At 69.1% G+C, this 13,882-nt stretch carries 16 protein-coding genes; 14 read left to right on the forward strand and 2 right to left on the reverse strand.

The window, feature by feature from the left end; genetic code table 11:
• Positions 1-139 precede the first annotated feature (139 nt).
• Positions 140-286 carry a hypothetical protein gene (locus C471_RS17600; RefSeq protein WP_004046947.1) on the forward strand — a complete coding sequence of 49 codons (147 nt, stop codon included), beginning with the start codon at positions 140-142 and terminating at the stop codon, positions 284-286.
• A 141-nt stretch (positions 287-427) separates the two neighbouring features.
• Here the strand turns inward: C471_RS17600 and C471_RS17355 are convergent, their stop codons facing one another.
• A complete protein-coding gene (locus tag C471_RS17355; protein ID WP_160163125.1) occupies positions 428-700 on the reverse strand; it encodes a hypothetical protein in 273 nt (90 codons plus the stop codon).
• Between the two features lie 185 nt (positions 701-885).
• Here C471_RS17355 and C471_RS04950 point away from each other — a divergent pair, with 185 nt between their 5' ends.
• Positions 886-1,161, forward strand: coding sequence for a PadR family transcriptional regulator (locus C471_RS04950; RefSeq protein ID WP_004046948.1), 276 nt, complete (start codon positions 886-888; stop codon positions 1,159-1,161).
• 223 nt (positions 1,162-1,384) lie between these two features.
• Positions 1,385-2,725: an aminotransferase class III-fold pyridoxal phosphate-dependent enzyme gene (locus C471_RS04955; protein WP_004046949.1), complete on the forward strand. Its 1,341-nt coding sequence runs from the start codon at positions 1,385-1,387 to the stop codon at positions 2,723-2,725.
• Between the two features lie 20 nt (positions 2,726-2,745).
• Here C471_RS04955 and C471_RS04960 read toward each other — a convergent pair whose 3' ends face one another.
• Positions 2,746-3,393: a non-canonical purine NTP pyrophosphatase gene (locus C471_RS04960; RefSeq protein WP_004046950.1), complete on the reverse strand. Its 648-nt coding sequence runs from the start codon at positions 3,391-3,393 to the stop codon at positions 2,746-2,748.
• A 132-nt stretch (positions 3,394-3,525) separates the two neighbouring features.
• On the opposite strand from C471_RS04960, the gene C471_RS04965 reads away from it, so the two are divergent.
• The 11 genes from C471_RS04965 to C471_RS05015 all read left to right on the forward strand — a co-directional run.
• Positions 3,526-3,906 (forward strand): SHOCT domain-containing protein, encoded by a 381-nt coding sequence (locus C471_RS04965; protein ID WP_004046951.1) that lies wholly within the window; start codon positions 3,526-3,528, stop codon positions 3,904-3,906.
• A gap of 84 nt (positions 3,907-3,990) precedes the next feature.
• Positions 3,991-5,316, forward strand: coding sequence for a 5'-deoxyadenosine deaminase (locus tag C471_RS04970; RefSeq protein WP_004046952.1), 1,326 nt, complete (start codon positions 3,991-3,993; stop codon positions 5,314-5,316).
• A 131-nt stretch (positions 5,317-5,447) separates the two neighbouring features.
• Positions 5,448-6,608, forward strand: a complete 1,161-nt coding sequence (locus C471_RS04975) for a DUF4382 domain-containing protein (RefSeq protein WP_004046953.1) — start codon at positions 5,448-5,450, stop codon at positions 6,606-6,608.
• A 90-nt stretch (positions 6,609-6,698) separates the two neighbouring features.
• Complete coding sequence (locus tag C471_RS04980; protein ID WP_049908972.1) at positions 6,699-7,022, forward strand: BolA family protein; 324 nt, start codon at positions 6,699-6,701, stop codon at positions 7,020-7,022.
• A 10-nt stretch (positions 7,023-7,032) separates the two neighbouring features.
• A complete protein-coding gene (locus C471_RS04985) occupies positions 7,033-7,446 on the forward strand; it encodes an EamA family transporter (RefSeq protein ID WP_004046955.1) in 414 nt (137 codons plus the stop codon).
• Between the two features lie 86 nt (positions 7,447-7,532).
• Positions 7,533-7,733, forward strand: a complete 201-nt coding sequence (locus C471_RS04990; protein ID WP_004046956.1) for a hypothetical protein — start codon at positions 7,533-7,535, stop codon at positions 7,731-7,733.
• A 163-nt stretch (positions 7,734-7,896) separates the two neighbouring features.
• On the forward strand, positions 7,897-9,306 hold the full coding sequence (locus C471_RS04995; protein WP_004046957.1) for a class II fumarate hydratase: 1,410 nt from the start codon (positions 7,897-7,899) through the stop codon (positions 9,304-9,306).
• 183 nt (positions 9,307-9,489) lie between these two features.
• Complete coding sequence (locus C471_RS05000) at positions 9,490-9,996, forward strand: OsmC family protein (RefSeq protein WP_004046958.1); 507 nt, start codon at positions 9,490-9,492, stop codon at positions 9,994-9,996.
• Positions 9,997-10,099: 103 nt separating this feature from the next.
• Entirely contained in the window at positions 10,100-11,245 is a 1,146-nt protein-coding gene (gene sucC / locus C471_RS05005) for an ADP-forming succinate--CoA ligase subunit beta (protein ID WP_004046959.1), read from the forward strand.
• The gene (sucD, locus tag C471_RS05010) at positions 11,242-12,111 is read left to right on the forward strand and encodes a succinate--CoA ligase subunit alpha (RefSeq protein ID WP_004046960.1); all 870 of its coding nucleotides are present in this window, start codon (positions 11,242-11,244) and stop codon (positions 12,109-12,111) included. Before sucC ends, sucD begins: the two co-directional genes overlap by 4 nt.
• Positions 12,112-12,228: 117 nt before the next feature.
• The coding region (locus tag C471_RS05015; protein ID WP_004046961.1) for a response regulator at positions 12,229-13,882 on the forward strand (1,654 nt) is incomplete at its 3' end.

Genomic DNA, 13,882 nt, shown 5'->3' on the forward strand with positions numbered 1-13,882 from the left:
AGCGAACGACCGAGGACCGCAGCGAGCGTGCGCCCGCCTCAGCGACTGGGGCTTTGGAGATGTTTGCCGCCGATCCGCACGCTTCGTGTGCATATCCCTCGGCCACAACACTATCCCGACACGAACCGTATCCGGGCCCATGCGCTCCGAAGACGAGGTTCGCGAGCAGTACGAGTTCCTCCGCGAGCAGTTGGACGACGAGGAGATGCGCCACCGCGGCGTCGAGGAGCTGTTCACTCACTACAAGCGCGCGCTCGGCTGGGTGTTAGAAGAGGAACATATGTAGCGCGCGCTCGTTAGGTTTATCAGTCGGTACCTTCTACGGTCGGGTGACGCTTCGTCTGGAGGGCCGAAGCGTCAGCGGGGACCAATGGCAGGCCCGACGCGGCTTTTTTCCGCGTCGGGCGTGCCTCTTTCCGACGATACGTTACACGAAGAGCGACGGCCCCGTCGCGCGCGGTGGCCACCGATCGACGCCGCCGATCCGATCGAGGGTGACGGGATACCGGCGACGCTCCGTGAGCGGCGACGACAACGCTCCGGGAGCGGCGACGGCGACGACACCGCTCCCGGCGACGGGCTCGCCCCCGTACTCGCTCACCCCCACAGGCCGCTTCGGAACGCCGAAGCCCGCCTCGGCCCGCGCTCCGGAGCGTCCTTCGTACCGTGCTCTCGGCTCCGCCCGTCGATCTCCCGGCACGCGGGATACATCAGAGACCAGAAACGAACGTACGGCGGCGTAACGGCGATCGAATCGCAGCGACGATTGATCCGCTGACAGGACGGATCCCGTGTAATCCGCACATTACGCGGGGTGACGAAGAGATCGACGCATCATATAACGGTATATTTATTTATTCACGATAGGTATGTATACACCGTTGCATGTACGACCTCACAGGTTTCCAGCGTGACCTGCTCTACGTGATCGCCGGTTTGGACGAGCCTCACGGACTCGCTATCAAGGAGGAGCTCGAGGACTACTACGAGAAGGAGATCCATCACGGTCGGCTCTATCCCAACCTCGACACGCTCGTCGAGAAGGGGCTCGTCGAGAAGGGCCAACGCGACCGGCGCACGAACTACTACACGCTGACCCGGCGCGGGCGACGCGAGATCGACGCGCGGACCGAGTGGGAGGCGCAATACGTCGACCACTGATCGGCCGCCCCAACACGAGACGGTCGATCCGGCGGTCCGTAGCGATCGGTCCTTCACATCGCCGCTTTCCCCCGTCTCGCGCGCGTTCTCTCCGTCTCTTCCCGGTTTCTCCGCTTCACCCGTCTTCTGCCCATGTCCGGCCGGCCCGCATCGAAAGTTGGACGAATCTCCAACTCCGTTCGGATCGCCTTTGCTTTATTCTCCCCGAGTGCCACACGTCGGCATGGATCGCGACACCGCCGCGCCTGACGTGACGGACCTCCCAGGCGACCGCGCGCGGGAGTGGGTGGCGTACCACCACGAGTCGGCCGCGCCGAGCACGTACGTCTACGAGTTCGTCTGGGACCGCACCGCGCCCGCCGAGGGGCCGTTCTGTACCGACGTCGACGGCAACGTCCTCATGGACTTCACGAGCCACGTCGCCGCCGCGCCGCTCGGCTACAACAACCCGAAGATTATGGAGCCGCTCGCCGAGTTCGATCTGGTCGACCCGCTGAAGATCGCGGGCCAGGACTTCTACGTCGCGGGGGGCGAGTCGCCCGGCGACGGGCTCCCCGGCTCGTCCGGGCTGATGGAGCGGCTCACGGAAGTCACCGCCCACTACGACATGGACACCGTCTTCCTCTCGAACTCGGGGGCGGAGGCGGTCGAGAACGCGATCAAGATCGCCTACGACGACTCCGGCGGGGCGAAACACGCGATCACCTTCGACGGCGCGTTCCACGGGCGGACCCTCGGGGCGCTCTCGCTCAACCGCTCGAAGTCCGTCTACCGCCGCGATTTCCCGGAGATAAGCGGCGTCCACGACGTGCCTTTCTGCGACGATCGGACCTGCTCCGCCGAGACGTGCTCGTGCGGCTTCTTCGCCGACGGCGTCTCGCAGCTCCGACGGAAGCTCGATCCGGATCGAGGCCACATCGACCCCGACGACGTGGCGTACCTGATCATGGAGCCGATCCAGGGCGAGGGCGGCTACCGGTTCCCCTCGGAGGCGTTCGCCGACGAGATCGCCGCGCTGGTCGACGAGCACGACATCACCCTGATCGCCGACGAGATCCAGTCGGGCGTCGGCCGCACCGGCGAGCTGTGGGGCTCCGACCACTACGCGCTCGAACCCGACGTGATCGCCAGCGCGAAGGGGCTCCGCGTCGGCGCGACGATCTCCCGGTCGGACGTGTTCCCAGAGGAGAAGAGCCGGCTCTCCTCGACGTGGGGCGCTGGCGACATCGTCGCCTCCGCGCAGGGCGCGCTCACGCTCGACGCGATCCGCGAGCACGACCTGATGGACAACGCCACGGTCCGAGGGCGACAGTTCAAGGAGACGATGCGCGACGCCGACCTCTCGGGGGTCGACGACGTGCGCGGGGAGGGGCTCATGCTCGCGGTGGAGTTCGACTCGAAGGAGCGCCGCGACGACGTCATGCAGAAGGCGTTCTCTCGGGGGCTTCTCACCCTCTCGTGCGGCTACGACGTGCTCCGCGTCCTCCCGCCGCTCGACGTCACCGAGCGCGAGATCGAACTCGGCTGTGACCTCCTCGCGGCGGCGATCGCGGACGCGGCGTAGGCGGGCGTCCGTCCTCTGACCTACCGGTCGGCGTGCCACTCCGCGAACTTCTCTAACGCGCGACCGCGGTGCGACACCGCGTTCTTCCGGTCGGTGTCCATCTCGGCGAACGTCTCCCCGTCGTGTTCGAAGATCGGGTCGTAGCCGAACCCGCCCTCCCCGCGCGGCGCGACGATCCGTCCGGGGACGTACCCCTCGAACAGTTTGACCGGGAGCGTCTCGGCCTCGTCGGGCGCGCCGCCGTCCCCGTCCTCCCCGTCCGGTCCCGCGGCCGCGGCCGCACCCCGGTCGCCGCGATCGACCGGGTCTGGGCTCGCGGCGAACCCCTCGCCGTCGCAGTAGCCGATCACGCACCGGAACGCGGCGCGGCGGTCGTCGAGGTCGGCGGCGATGTCGTGGACGCGCTCGATCCCCAGCGTCTCCTCGACGTACGAGGAGTAGGGACCGGGGAAGCCGTCGAGCCCCTCGACGAACAGCCCCGCGTCGTCGACCAGCACCGGCTCGCCGGCGTGGCGGTACGCCTCACGCGCGCCCTGCGCGGCGATCGGTCCCAGCTCCGCGGCCTGGATCTCCGGGTAGTCGAAGTCGAGCCGCTCCACCGAGCCGTCCCGGAGGTATCGCTCCGCCTCGCGCACCTTCCCGGGGTTCGTCGTCACGTATCTGAGCACGGATCCGGATGCGAGCGGCCGAAACGAATAGCCGTCGGTCGCGGGCGAGGGCCGACCCGGCGACCGCATCGCCGGCCCGCTCGGCGGAGCGCCGGCAGTACGTTTTTGTCGGTTCGTCGAACTCTATGCGATATGCCCCTCCCGACGTTCGAGAAGAAGCGGCTGATCGGGCTCATCGCGATCCTCTCGTTCGGACTCACGTCGCTTTCGGCGGTGCTCTCGCTCGGCGTCCTCGGACCGGCGGCGTTCATCCTGGGGTTCTTCGTGCTGATCCCGCTGGTCGCGCTGCTCGGCGAGGACTTCCCGCTCGTCGAGTCCGAGGAGGAGGTGGAGTCCGCCTCGTCCACGGACGCGGACCCGCTCGTGACGCTGCGCGAGCGGTACGCGAGCGGCGAGATCGACGAATCGGAGTTCGAGCGTAAGCTCGACCGGCTGCTGGAGACCGAGGAGCTGGCGGACCGCGCCGGCGACGGGCCGGAGCGAGAGCGGGAACGCGACCTGGAGCTGGAGTGAGCGCACCGGAGCGCGACGCGGCCGTTTCGAAACCGACTCGCGAGGGACACCCTCTTAAGAGACGACCGTCAGGAACGGACGGACATGCTGATCGCCGGAACCGTCATCGCCGACTCCGAGACCGCGATCCCCGACGGCGCCGTCGTCGTCGAGGGCGAGACGATCGCCGCGGTCGGCGACGCCGAGACCCTCCGCGAGGCGTACCCCGACCACGAGCGCCGCGACCTCGACATCGTCGCGCCCGGACTGGTCGGCGGCCACGTGCACTCGGTGCAGTCGCTCGGCCGCGGGATCGCGGACGACGCCGCCCTCCTCGACTGGCTGTTCGACGCCGTGCTCCCGATGGAGGCGGCGATGGACGCCGACGCGACCCGCGCCGCCGCCGAACTGGGGTACCTCGAATGCCTCGAGAGCGGGACGACGACCGTCGTCGACCACCTCTCCGTCAACCACGCCGAGGAGGCGTTCGAGGCCGCGATCGAGACGGGGATCCGCGCGCGCCTCGGGAAGGTGCTGATGGACCGCGACTCGCCGGAGGGCCTGCTGGAGGACACCGACGCCGCGCTCGCGGAGAGCGAGGCGCTGATCGAGGAGTACCACGGCGCCGCCGGCGGCCGGGTGCGCTACGCGGTCACGCCGCGGTTCGCCGTCACCTGCTCTGAGGCCTGCCTCCGCGGCTGCCGCGACCTCGCGGACCGCCACGACGGCGTGACGATCCACACCCACGCCAGCGAGAACGAGGACGAGATCGCCGCGGTGGAGGCCGACACGGGCCGGCGGAACGTCATGTGGCTCGACGAGGTCGGCCTGACGGGGCCGGACGTGACGCTCGCGCACTGCGTCCACACCGACGAGGCGGAGCGGGAGGTGCTCGCCGAGACCGACACGGTCGTCACCCACTGCCCCTCCTCGAACATGAAACTCGCGTCCGGGATCGCCCCCGTGCAGGACTACCTCGACCGCGGGATCACGGTCGCGCTCGGCAACGACGGGCCGCCCTGCAACAACACGCTCGACCCCTTCACCGAGATGCGGCAGGCGAGCCTGCTCGGGAAGGTGGCCGCCCGCGACGCGACCCGGCTCCCGGCCCCGACGGCGCTGGAGATGGCGACGACGAACGGCGCGCGCGCCGCCGGCTTCGACCGCCTCGGCACCCTTCGGGAGGGCCAGCGCGCCGACGTGATCGGGATCACCACCGACCGCACACGCGCCACCCCGGTCCACGACCCGCTCTCGCACCTGGTGTACGCCGCCCACGGCGACGACGTGACCTTCACGATGGTCGACGGCCGAATCCGGTATGACGACGGCGATCACGTCGGGATCGACGCCGACGCGGTCCGCGAGCGCGCCACGCGCCACGCGAAGCGAATCGTCGAGGAGGCCGGCATCGAGACGGCCGAGCTGTGACTCCGGTCGGAGGCCCGTCCGGCTGCTCATAAAGAACCGCGGCGCTCCCGCGAAAAACGGACTTGATCCGTCCAAATTCGGACTGAGTATCGTCCATTTATACCCGCACAGGGGCCGTTCGCTGAATCACCATGACGGACCCATCGCGGACGACGGGCGACGATCGCACTCAGGAAACCACCGCCGACGGCTTCCGGCGACGGGAGTTCGTGGCGCTCGGCGCGGGCGCGAGCGCGACGTTGCTCGCGGGCTGTGCCGGCGACGGAGTCCCCACCCCCTCCGACGGCTCCGACGGGAGCGACGGCTCGGACGACTCAGACGGTTCCGACGGCTCCGAGACGCTCACCGGAACCTTCCGGCTCCTGATCAGCGACGCGCCGGCCGACATCGACGACTTCGATCAGCTGAACGTCACCCTCGACGAGGCCCGTCTCTTCGAGGCGAGCGAGGAAGGCGACGAGGAGGAGTCCGATGACGAGGAGGACGACGCGGAGGAGGACGACGGCGAAAACGACGGTTCCGATCAGGACGGCAACGAGACCGAAACGGACGACACCGAGAACGGAACCGCGGAGGAGGAAGACGACGCGGACGAGGACCCGGACGACGGTGGCGACGACGAGAGCGACGACGAGAGCGACGAGGACGACGAAGGCGAAGACGACGAGGACGAGGACCCGGACGACGGTGGCGACGACGAGAGCGACGACGAGAGCGACGAGGACGACGAAGGCGAAGACGACGAGGACGATCGCGGCTTCACCGTCGTCGCCCTCGACGGCGCGACGGTCGACCTCACGCAGGTGATCGAGGACGACGCGATCGCCGTGTTCGACGGCGAGATCCCGGCGGGGAGCTACCAGAAGATCGAGCTCTCGGTCACGGCGGTCGAGGGGATCGTCGACGGCGAGGAAGTCGACGTGAAGCTCCCGAGCGAGAAGCTCCAGATCACGAACGGCTTCGAGGTCACCCCCGACGAGTCCGTCAGTTTCGTCTTCGACATCAACGTCGTCAAGCGCGGCCCGAACAACGGCTACATCCTCAAGCCCGTGATCTCGGGGAGCGGGGTCGCGGGGCGAGACGTGGAGGTGAACGAGATCGACGAGGACGAAGACGGTGATGACGAGGAGGGAGGCGATGACGGGGACGAAGACGGTGATGATGAGGACGAGGGCGATGACGAGGAGGGAGGCGATGATGAATCGGACGACGGCGAAAGCGAAGACGACGGCGACGACGACGGGTCGAGTGACGCCGAGAACGGAACGGCCGCGAACGAGACCGAGAGCTGATCGAGGTCACCGGAACCGAAGCCGAACCGAACGCGACGCGCCCCACCGATCATGCGGTCGCTTTTTGACGAGGCGGACCCGACGAGGCGTATGACCATCGACCCGGCCGAAATCGCCGATCTCATCGAGGACGGAATCCCGGACGCCGTGGCCCGCGTGACGACCCCGCGCGTCCACGACGACGAGGACGAGGACGCCCACTTCGCGGCGTGGGTCGTCTCGCCCGCCTTCGAGGGGGAGTCGCTCGTCGACCAGCACCAGCGCGTGTACGACGCCGTCGGCGACCACATGACCCGCTCCGTCCACGCCTTGGAGATCAAGACGTACACGCCCGAAGACTACGCGGAACACGGCGACGGAACCCTCGACGACGAACTCCGAGAAGCGGGGCTGTTCCCGGTCGAGGGAGAGTGAGGCCGGGCCGGTGAACCACGTCATCGGGCTCGCGCTGATCGGCGCGGTCGCGTGGGGGGTCTGGGCGGTGCTGGCGGACGTGGCGACGCGGTCGATGGCGCCGGAGGCGGCGATGATCGTCTCCTACGCGGTCGGGATCGGCGTCGCCGTGCTGTACGTGTTCTACCGTGGGACGGCGGTCCTCGGGAGCGACCCGAGCGCGGTCGGGATCGCGGCGCTCGCGGGCGTCGCCTCAGGGGTCGGCGCGATCGCGTACTATGCCGCGCTGCAGGCCGGCGCGGCGGGGATCGCGACGACGATCACGGCGCTGTACTTCGTCGTCGCCGCGGCGCTCGGCGTCGTCGCCCTGGGCGACTCGCTCGCCGTGAGCGATATCGCCGGCATCGGCGCCGCGGTCGTCGCGGTGGTGCTGATCGCGTACTGACGGACTGATCGCGTACTGGCCGGCGGTCGATGACGCCCGCCGAGGATGGCGCCGATTTTTAGCTTCCGCCCGCCGAACGCCGTCGCATGCGGCTTCCGCCCTCCCTGTTGCGCCGGTTGCAGGACGCGTCGTGGCCGATCGTCGCGGTCGTCGCCGCCGGGTTCCTCGGCGTGCAGTTCCTCCGCGGAGAGGCGCTCGCTCCGGGGTTCGGCTGGGTGCTCCTGCTGTTCTTCGGGATGACGCTCGGCTTCCTCGCGCTCGCGGGGTGGGCGACGAACCGAGGGTGAGCGTCCGGCGAGGTCCGCGGCGCTCGCGGTCGTCCGGGTCTCACTCCCGTCCGCGTCTCACTTCCAGTCGACTCTCGCACCCGTCCGCGTCTCACTTCCAGTCGACTCTCGCTCCCGGCGCGCTTCCAGTAGCTTTTACCCGGCCTCGCGGGAACGCGCACGCATGGGTGAGGACTACCGCACGGAGGAGGACAGCCTCGGAGAGATGCAGGTGCCGGCGGACGCCTACTGGGGCGCGCAGACCCAGCGCGCCGTCGAGAACTTCCCCATCTCGGGGATCGGAATGAGTCGCCGGTTCATCCGCGCGCTCGGCGTCGTCAAGAAGGCCGCCGCGCAGGCGAACCGCGACCTGGACCTCATCGACGACGACACCGCCGACGCGATCGTCGCCGCCGCCGACGAGGTGATCGCCGGCGAGCACGACGACCAGTTCCCCGTCGACGTGTTCCAGACCGGCTCCGGCACCTCCTCGAACATGAACGCCAACGAGGTGATCGCCAACCGCGCCGCCGAGATCGCGGGCGCGGAGATCGGCGACCGGGTGGTCCACCCGAACGACCACGTCAACTACGGCCAGTCGAGCAACGACGTGATCCCGACCGCGATGCACGTCGCCTCCCTGGAGGCCGTCGAGAAGGATCTGGTGCCCGCCCTCGAAACGCTCCACGCCGAGCTCGAGGCCAAGGAGACCGAGTTCGACGGCGTCGTCAAGACCGGCCGCACTCACCTGCAGGACGCCACTCCGATCCGGCTCGGCCAGGAGTTCAGCGGCTACCGGACGCAGGTCGCGAAGGGCATCGAGCGCGCCGAGAGCGTCCAGTCGAACCTCCGAGAGCTCGCGCTGGGCGGCACCGCGGTCGGCACCGGGCTCAACACCCACCCCGACTTCCCGGAGCTCGCCGCCGAGTACATCTCCGACGAGACGAACACGACCTTCCGCGAGGCCGACAACCACTTCGAGGCGCAGGCCGCCCACGACGCGATGAGCGAGGCGCACGGCGCGCTCCGCACCATCGCCGGGAGCCTCAACAAGATGGCCAACGACCTCCGCCTGCTCGCGTCCGGGCCGCGTAACGGCCTCGGAGAGGTCGAACAGCCCGAGAACCAGCCCGGCTCGTCGATCATGCCGGGCAAAATCAACCCGGTCGTCGCCGAGTCGGTCAACCAGGTCCACAAGCAGGTCGTGGGCAACGACGCCGCGATCTCCGCCGGCGCCGCCCGCGGCGAGATCGACTTAAACCTCTACAAGCCCGTGCTCGCGCACAACTTCCTCGAGTCCGCCGAGCTGCTCTCGAACGCCGCCGAGACCTTCGGCGAGCGCTTCGTGGCGAAGCTCGAAGCCAACGAGGAGCACTGCGAGACGCGCGTCGAGCAGTCGATGGCGCTCGCGACCGCGCTCAACCCCGCGATCGGCTACGACAAGGCGAGTAAGGTGGCGAAGACCGCTCTCAAGGAGGGCAAAAGTGTCCGCGAGGCCGCCGTCGAGGCCGGCTACCTCACCGAGGAGGAGGCCGACGAGGTGCTCGATCCGGAAGCGATGACCCACCGCGTCATCCTCGGCGACGACGACTGAGCGGCGACGGCTGAGCGACGACGACCGAGCGACGACGACTGAGCGGCGACGGCTGAGCGACGACGACCGAGCGACGACGACCGAGCGGCGACGACCGAGCGGTGGCCGGGGGAGAGGCGGCGAGGGAGAGACGGGGGGCGGGATCGGCAGAACGCTTTTTGTGTGTGCGAGTGAGAGACGCACGTGGCCGAGAATGACCTGCAAGCCGATCAGGAACCGCTGAAGAGAGAGTACGAGAAGAACCCCGAGGCGGCCCAGATCACGCTGTCAGCGACCGGGGAAGAGCAGGGCGACGCGCGGTCGTGTAGCGTGGACATCGGCCGGGCGATCTACGAGGCGGAGCTGCACGAGGGCGCCGGCGGACCCGGCGGAGGAGCCTGCTCGGGCGACCTCCTGCTTGGCGCGCTGGCCGCTTGCTCCCAGCTGACCGCACAGGCCGTCGCCGAGAGCTTCGGCGTCGACGCCGACATCAGCGTCGACGCCAGCGGCGACCTGGATCTCCGCGGGACGATGGGCGTCGACGACGAGGCCCCGGTCGGGTTCGAGGACCTCCGTCTCGACGTCACCGTCGACGGCGACGTCGACGAGGACACCCGCGCGGCGCTCCGGAAGTACACCGAGAAGTACTGCGTCGTCTACCAGACGCTGGCGGATCCGCCGGCGGTCGAGACGAACTGGACGTTCGACTGAGGGGAGCGACCCCGCGCCCCGCGGCGTCCGCCGAGCGACGCCAGCCAGCCGTTCGAGCCGAATCGGCACAATTTAAGCCGGAGTCTCCCGGCCTTCGAAACGGATGAAACTACACGAACATCAAGCGAAGACTATCTTCGCCGACGCCGGGATCCCCGTACCGGATTCCCGGCTCGCGACGACCGTCGACGAGGCGCTCGACGCGGTCGACGAGATCGGCTACCCGGCCGCGATCAAGGCGCAGGTCCACGTGGGGGGCCGCGGCAAGGCCGGCGGGATCAAGATCGCGACCGACCGCGAGGAGGCCGAGCAGTACGCCGAGGAGATCCTCGGCATGGACCTGAAGGGGTACACCGTCGACTCGGTCCTCGTCGAGGCCGGCGTCGACTTCGTCGACGAGCTGTACGTCGGCGTCACGATGGACCGCGGCGCGGGCGAACCGGTCCTGATGGTCTCGACCGAGGGCGGCGTGAACATCGAGGAGGTCGCCGAGGAGAACCCCGACGCGATCGCGCGCGAGCACGTCGACCCCGCGTTCGGCCTCCACCCGTACCAGGCCCGGAAGGTCGTCTACGAGGCCGGCGTCGACGCCGACGTGGCGCTCGACGTGGCCTCGATCCTCACGACGCTGTACGACCTCTACGAGGAGAACGACGCCTCGGAGATCGAGGTCAACCCCGTCATGATCACGGGCGACCGCGACGTGATCGCCGCGGACGCCGTGATGAACATCGACGAGGACGCGCTGTTCCGCCATCCCGACCTCGAGGACCTCGCGGAGGAGTCCTACGAGGACGACCTCGAACGGAAGGCCGGCGAGTACGGCTTCGACTACGTCCGCCTCTCCGGGAACGTCGGTATCATCGGCAACGGCGCCGGGCTCGTGATGACGACGCTCGACTTAGTCGACTACTACGGCGGCGCGCCCGCCAACTTCCTGGACATCGGCGGCGGCGCGAAGGCCGAACGCGTCACGCAGGCGCTCGATATGGTGTTCTCCGACGAGAACGTCGACGCGGTCGTGTTCAACATCTTCGGCGGGATCACCCGCGGCGACGAGGTCGCCAAGGGGATCAACGAGGCCTTAGAGCAGTTCGACGAGATCCCGAAGAAGGTCGTCGTCCGGCTCGCCGGCACGAACGCCGAGGAGGGGATGGAGATCCTGAACACGGACCTCGTTGAAGTCGAGAAGACGCTGGAGGACGCGGTCCAGCGCGCGGTGAAGAACGCCGAGGAGGTGACCCAATGAGCATTTTCGTCGACGACGACACCAGAGTGGTTGTGCAGGGTATCACCGGCGGGGAAGGGAAGTTCCACGCCGGCCAGATGATCGAGTACGGCACCAACGTCGTCGCCGGCGCGGTGCCCGGCAAGGGCGGTCAGGAGGTCGACGGCGTCCCGGTCTACGACACCGTCGACGAGGCCGTCGAGGAGGAGAACGCGGACGCCTCCGTCATCTTCGTGCCGCCGGCGTTCGCCGGCGACGCGATCTTCGAGTCGCTGGACACCGACCTCGATCTCGCGGTCGCGATCACCGAGGGGATCCCGACCCAGGACATGGCGAAGGTGAACAAGCGCCTGAGCGAGACCGACACTCGCCTCATCGGCCCGAACTGTCCGGGCATCATCACGCCCGGCGAGGCGAAGCTCGGCATCCTCCCCGGCAACATCTTCTCCGACGGGAACGTCGGGCTCGTCTCCCGCTCCGGTACCCTCACCTACCAGGTCGTCGACAACCTCACCGAGCGCGGGCTCGGCCAGTCGACCGCGATCGGCATCGGCGGCGACCCGATCATCGGCACCTCCTTCATCGACGCCCTGGAGGCGTTCGAGGCCGACCCCGACACCGACGCGGTCGTGATGTGCGGCGAGATCGGCGGCGAGGACGAGGAGCAGGCCGCCCGCTTCATCGGCGAACACATGGACACGCCGGTCGCCGGCTTCATCGCCGGGCGCACCGCGCCGCCGGGAAAGCGCATGGGCCACGCCGGCGCCATCGTCTCCGGCTCCGGGACGGGCACGGCGCAGTCGAAGATCGACGCGCTCAACGACGCGGGCGTCCCCGTCGGCGACACCCCCGAGGAGGTCGCCGACCACGTCGAGGACTTCCTGTAGCTCCTCTCAGCGGGACGGTGTAACGAGTCAGGCGCTCCGCGGCGTCTGTTTCCGCGTGGTTCTCAGTTTCGGTTATCGGAGGGAAAAGTAAAATTACCCGTAGGGGCAGGTGCACCCATGGAAACCGATCCCACGGGGGGCCGTGACGGACGGGAGGCCGACGCCTTCCGGGGATCGGAGCCGGCCGGGGGCGGACCGCGGCGGGTGCTCCTCGTCGACGACGAGCCGGGAGCGGCCGACCTCGCGGCCACGCACGTCGAGCGGCTCGTCGACGGGGTGGAGACGGTCACGCGGACGTCGCCGACGGAGGCGATCGGGGTCGTCGCGGACGACCGCGTCGACTGCGTCGTCAGCGACTACAACATGCCCGGCATCGACGGGCTCGAACTCCTCGAGGAGGTCCGGTCGATCGATCCCGGCCTCCCCTTCGTGTTGTTCACCGGCCGCGGGAGCGAGGAGATCGCGAGCGAGGCGATCTCGGCCGGCGTCACCGACTACCTCCAGAAGGGCGTCGGCCGCGACCGGTACGAGATGCTCGCGAACAGCGTCGAGAACGCCCTCGACCGCCGGCGGGCCGAGCGCGACCTCTGGGAGGTGAACGCGAAGGTGGCCGCGATCCACGAGTTCGCGACCGAGGTGTCCGGGGCCGAGAGCGCGGGCGAGGTGTTCGAGCGCGTCGTCGACGCCGCCGAGGAGATTCTGTCGTTCGACCGCTGCGTCACCGCGCGCCGCCGGGGCGACCGGCTCGTTCCCGAGGCGCGGTCGGAGAACGTCAGCGAGGACGAGGTGCGGACGTTCGACCTCGGCGAGGGCGTCGTCGGGACCACCGTCGCCGACGAGCGGACCATCGTCGTCGACAACCTCAGCGTCGACCCGGCGGACCCGAACGAGCTAGAGGACCCGAAGAGCCCGGGGCGGTCGAACCCGGAGACGGCAGACCGCAGCGCGGGCTCCGACGCCGAAATCGGGGGCGACGGGAGCGGCTCGGCCGACGCGGAGGAGCTGGCCGATCCGGTGGCCGACGACATCCGCTCGGCGATCAGCGTCCCGATCGGCCCGTACGGATCGTTTCAGGCGGTCTCCGACGGGTACGCGGCGTTCGACGACGGCGACGTGGAGTTCGCCGAACTGCTGGCCGCCCACGCCGCCGACGCGCTCGAACAGATCGAGACGGAGAACGCGCTTAGAGCCGAGCGCGACAGGCTCTCCGCGCTGTTCGAGGACCTGCCGCTTCCCGTCGCCAGGACCGGCTCCGAGAACGGGGGCGAGCGGCGGCTCGACGCCACCAACGAGGCGTTCGAGGAGACGTTCGGGTTCTCCGAGGCCGAACACGACTACGGAACGATCCGTGAGGCGATCGTCCCCGACGGGGACGCACACATCGACCCGGGCGCGGTGATCGCGGACGACGAGCCGCTCCGCCGGGAGGTGCAGCGCCGGACCGCCGACGGGCTCCGCGATTTCATCCTCAACGTGATCCCCGTCGAGCGGCCGGACGAGACGATCATCTACAACGTCTACGCCGACATCGGCGAGCAGAAGCGCGTCGAGCGCACTCTCCGACGGCTCCACGAGACGACCCGCGAGATGTTCCGCGGCGGGGACCGCGAGGAGATCGCGACGCTCGCGGCGCGAGCGGCGGTCGACATCCTCGAGTTCCCGAGCAGCGGCGTTCGGCTGCACGACCCCGACGCGGAGGCGCTGCTACCGACCGCGATCAGCCGCGAAGCGACCGAGGCGCTCGGCGAGCGACCCGCCTTCGGCCCGGGCG

The sequence above is a fragment of the Halorubrum saccharovorum DSM 1137 genome (assembly GCF_000337915.1).
GTDB lineage: Archaea > Halobacteriota > Halobacteria > Halobacteriales > Haloferacaceae > Halorubrum > Halorubrum saccharovorum.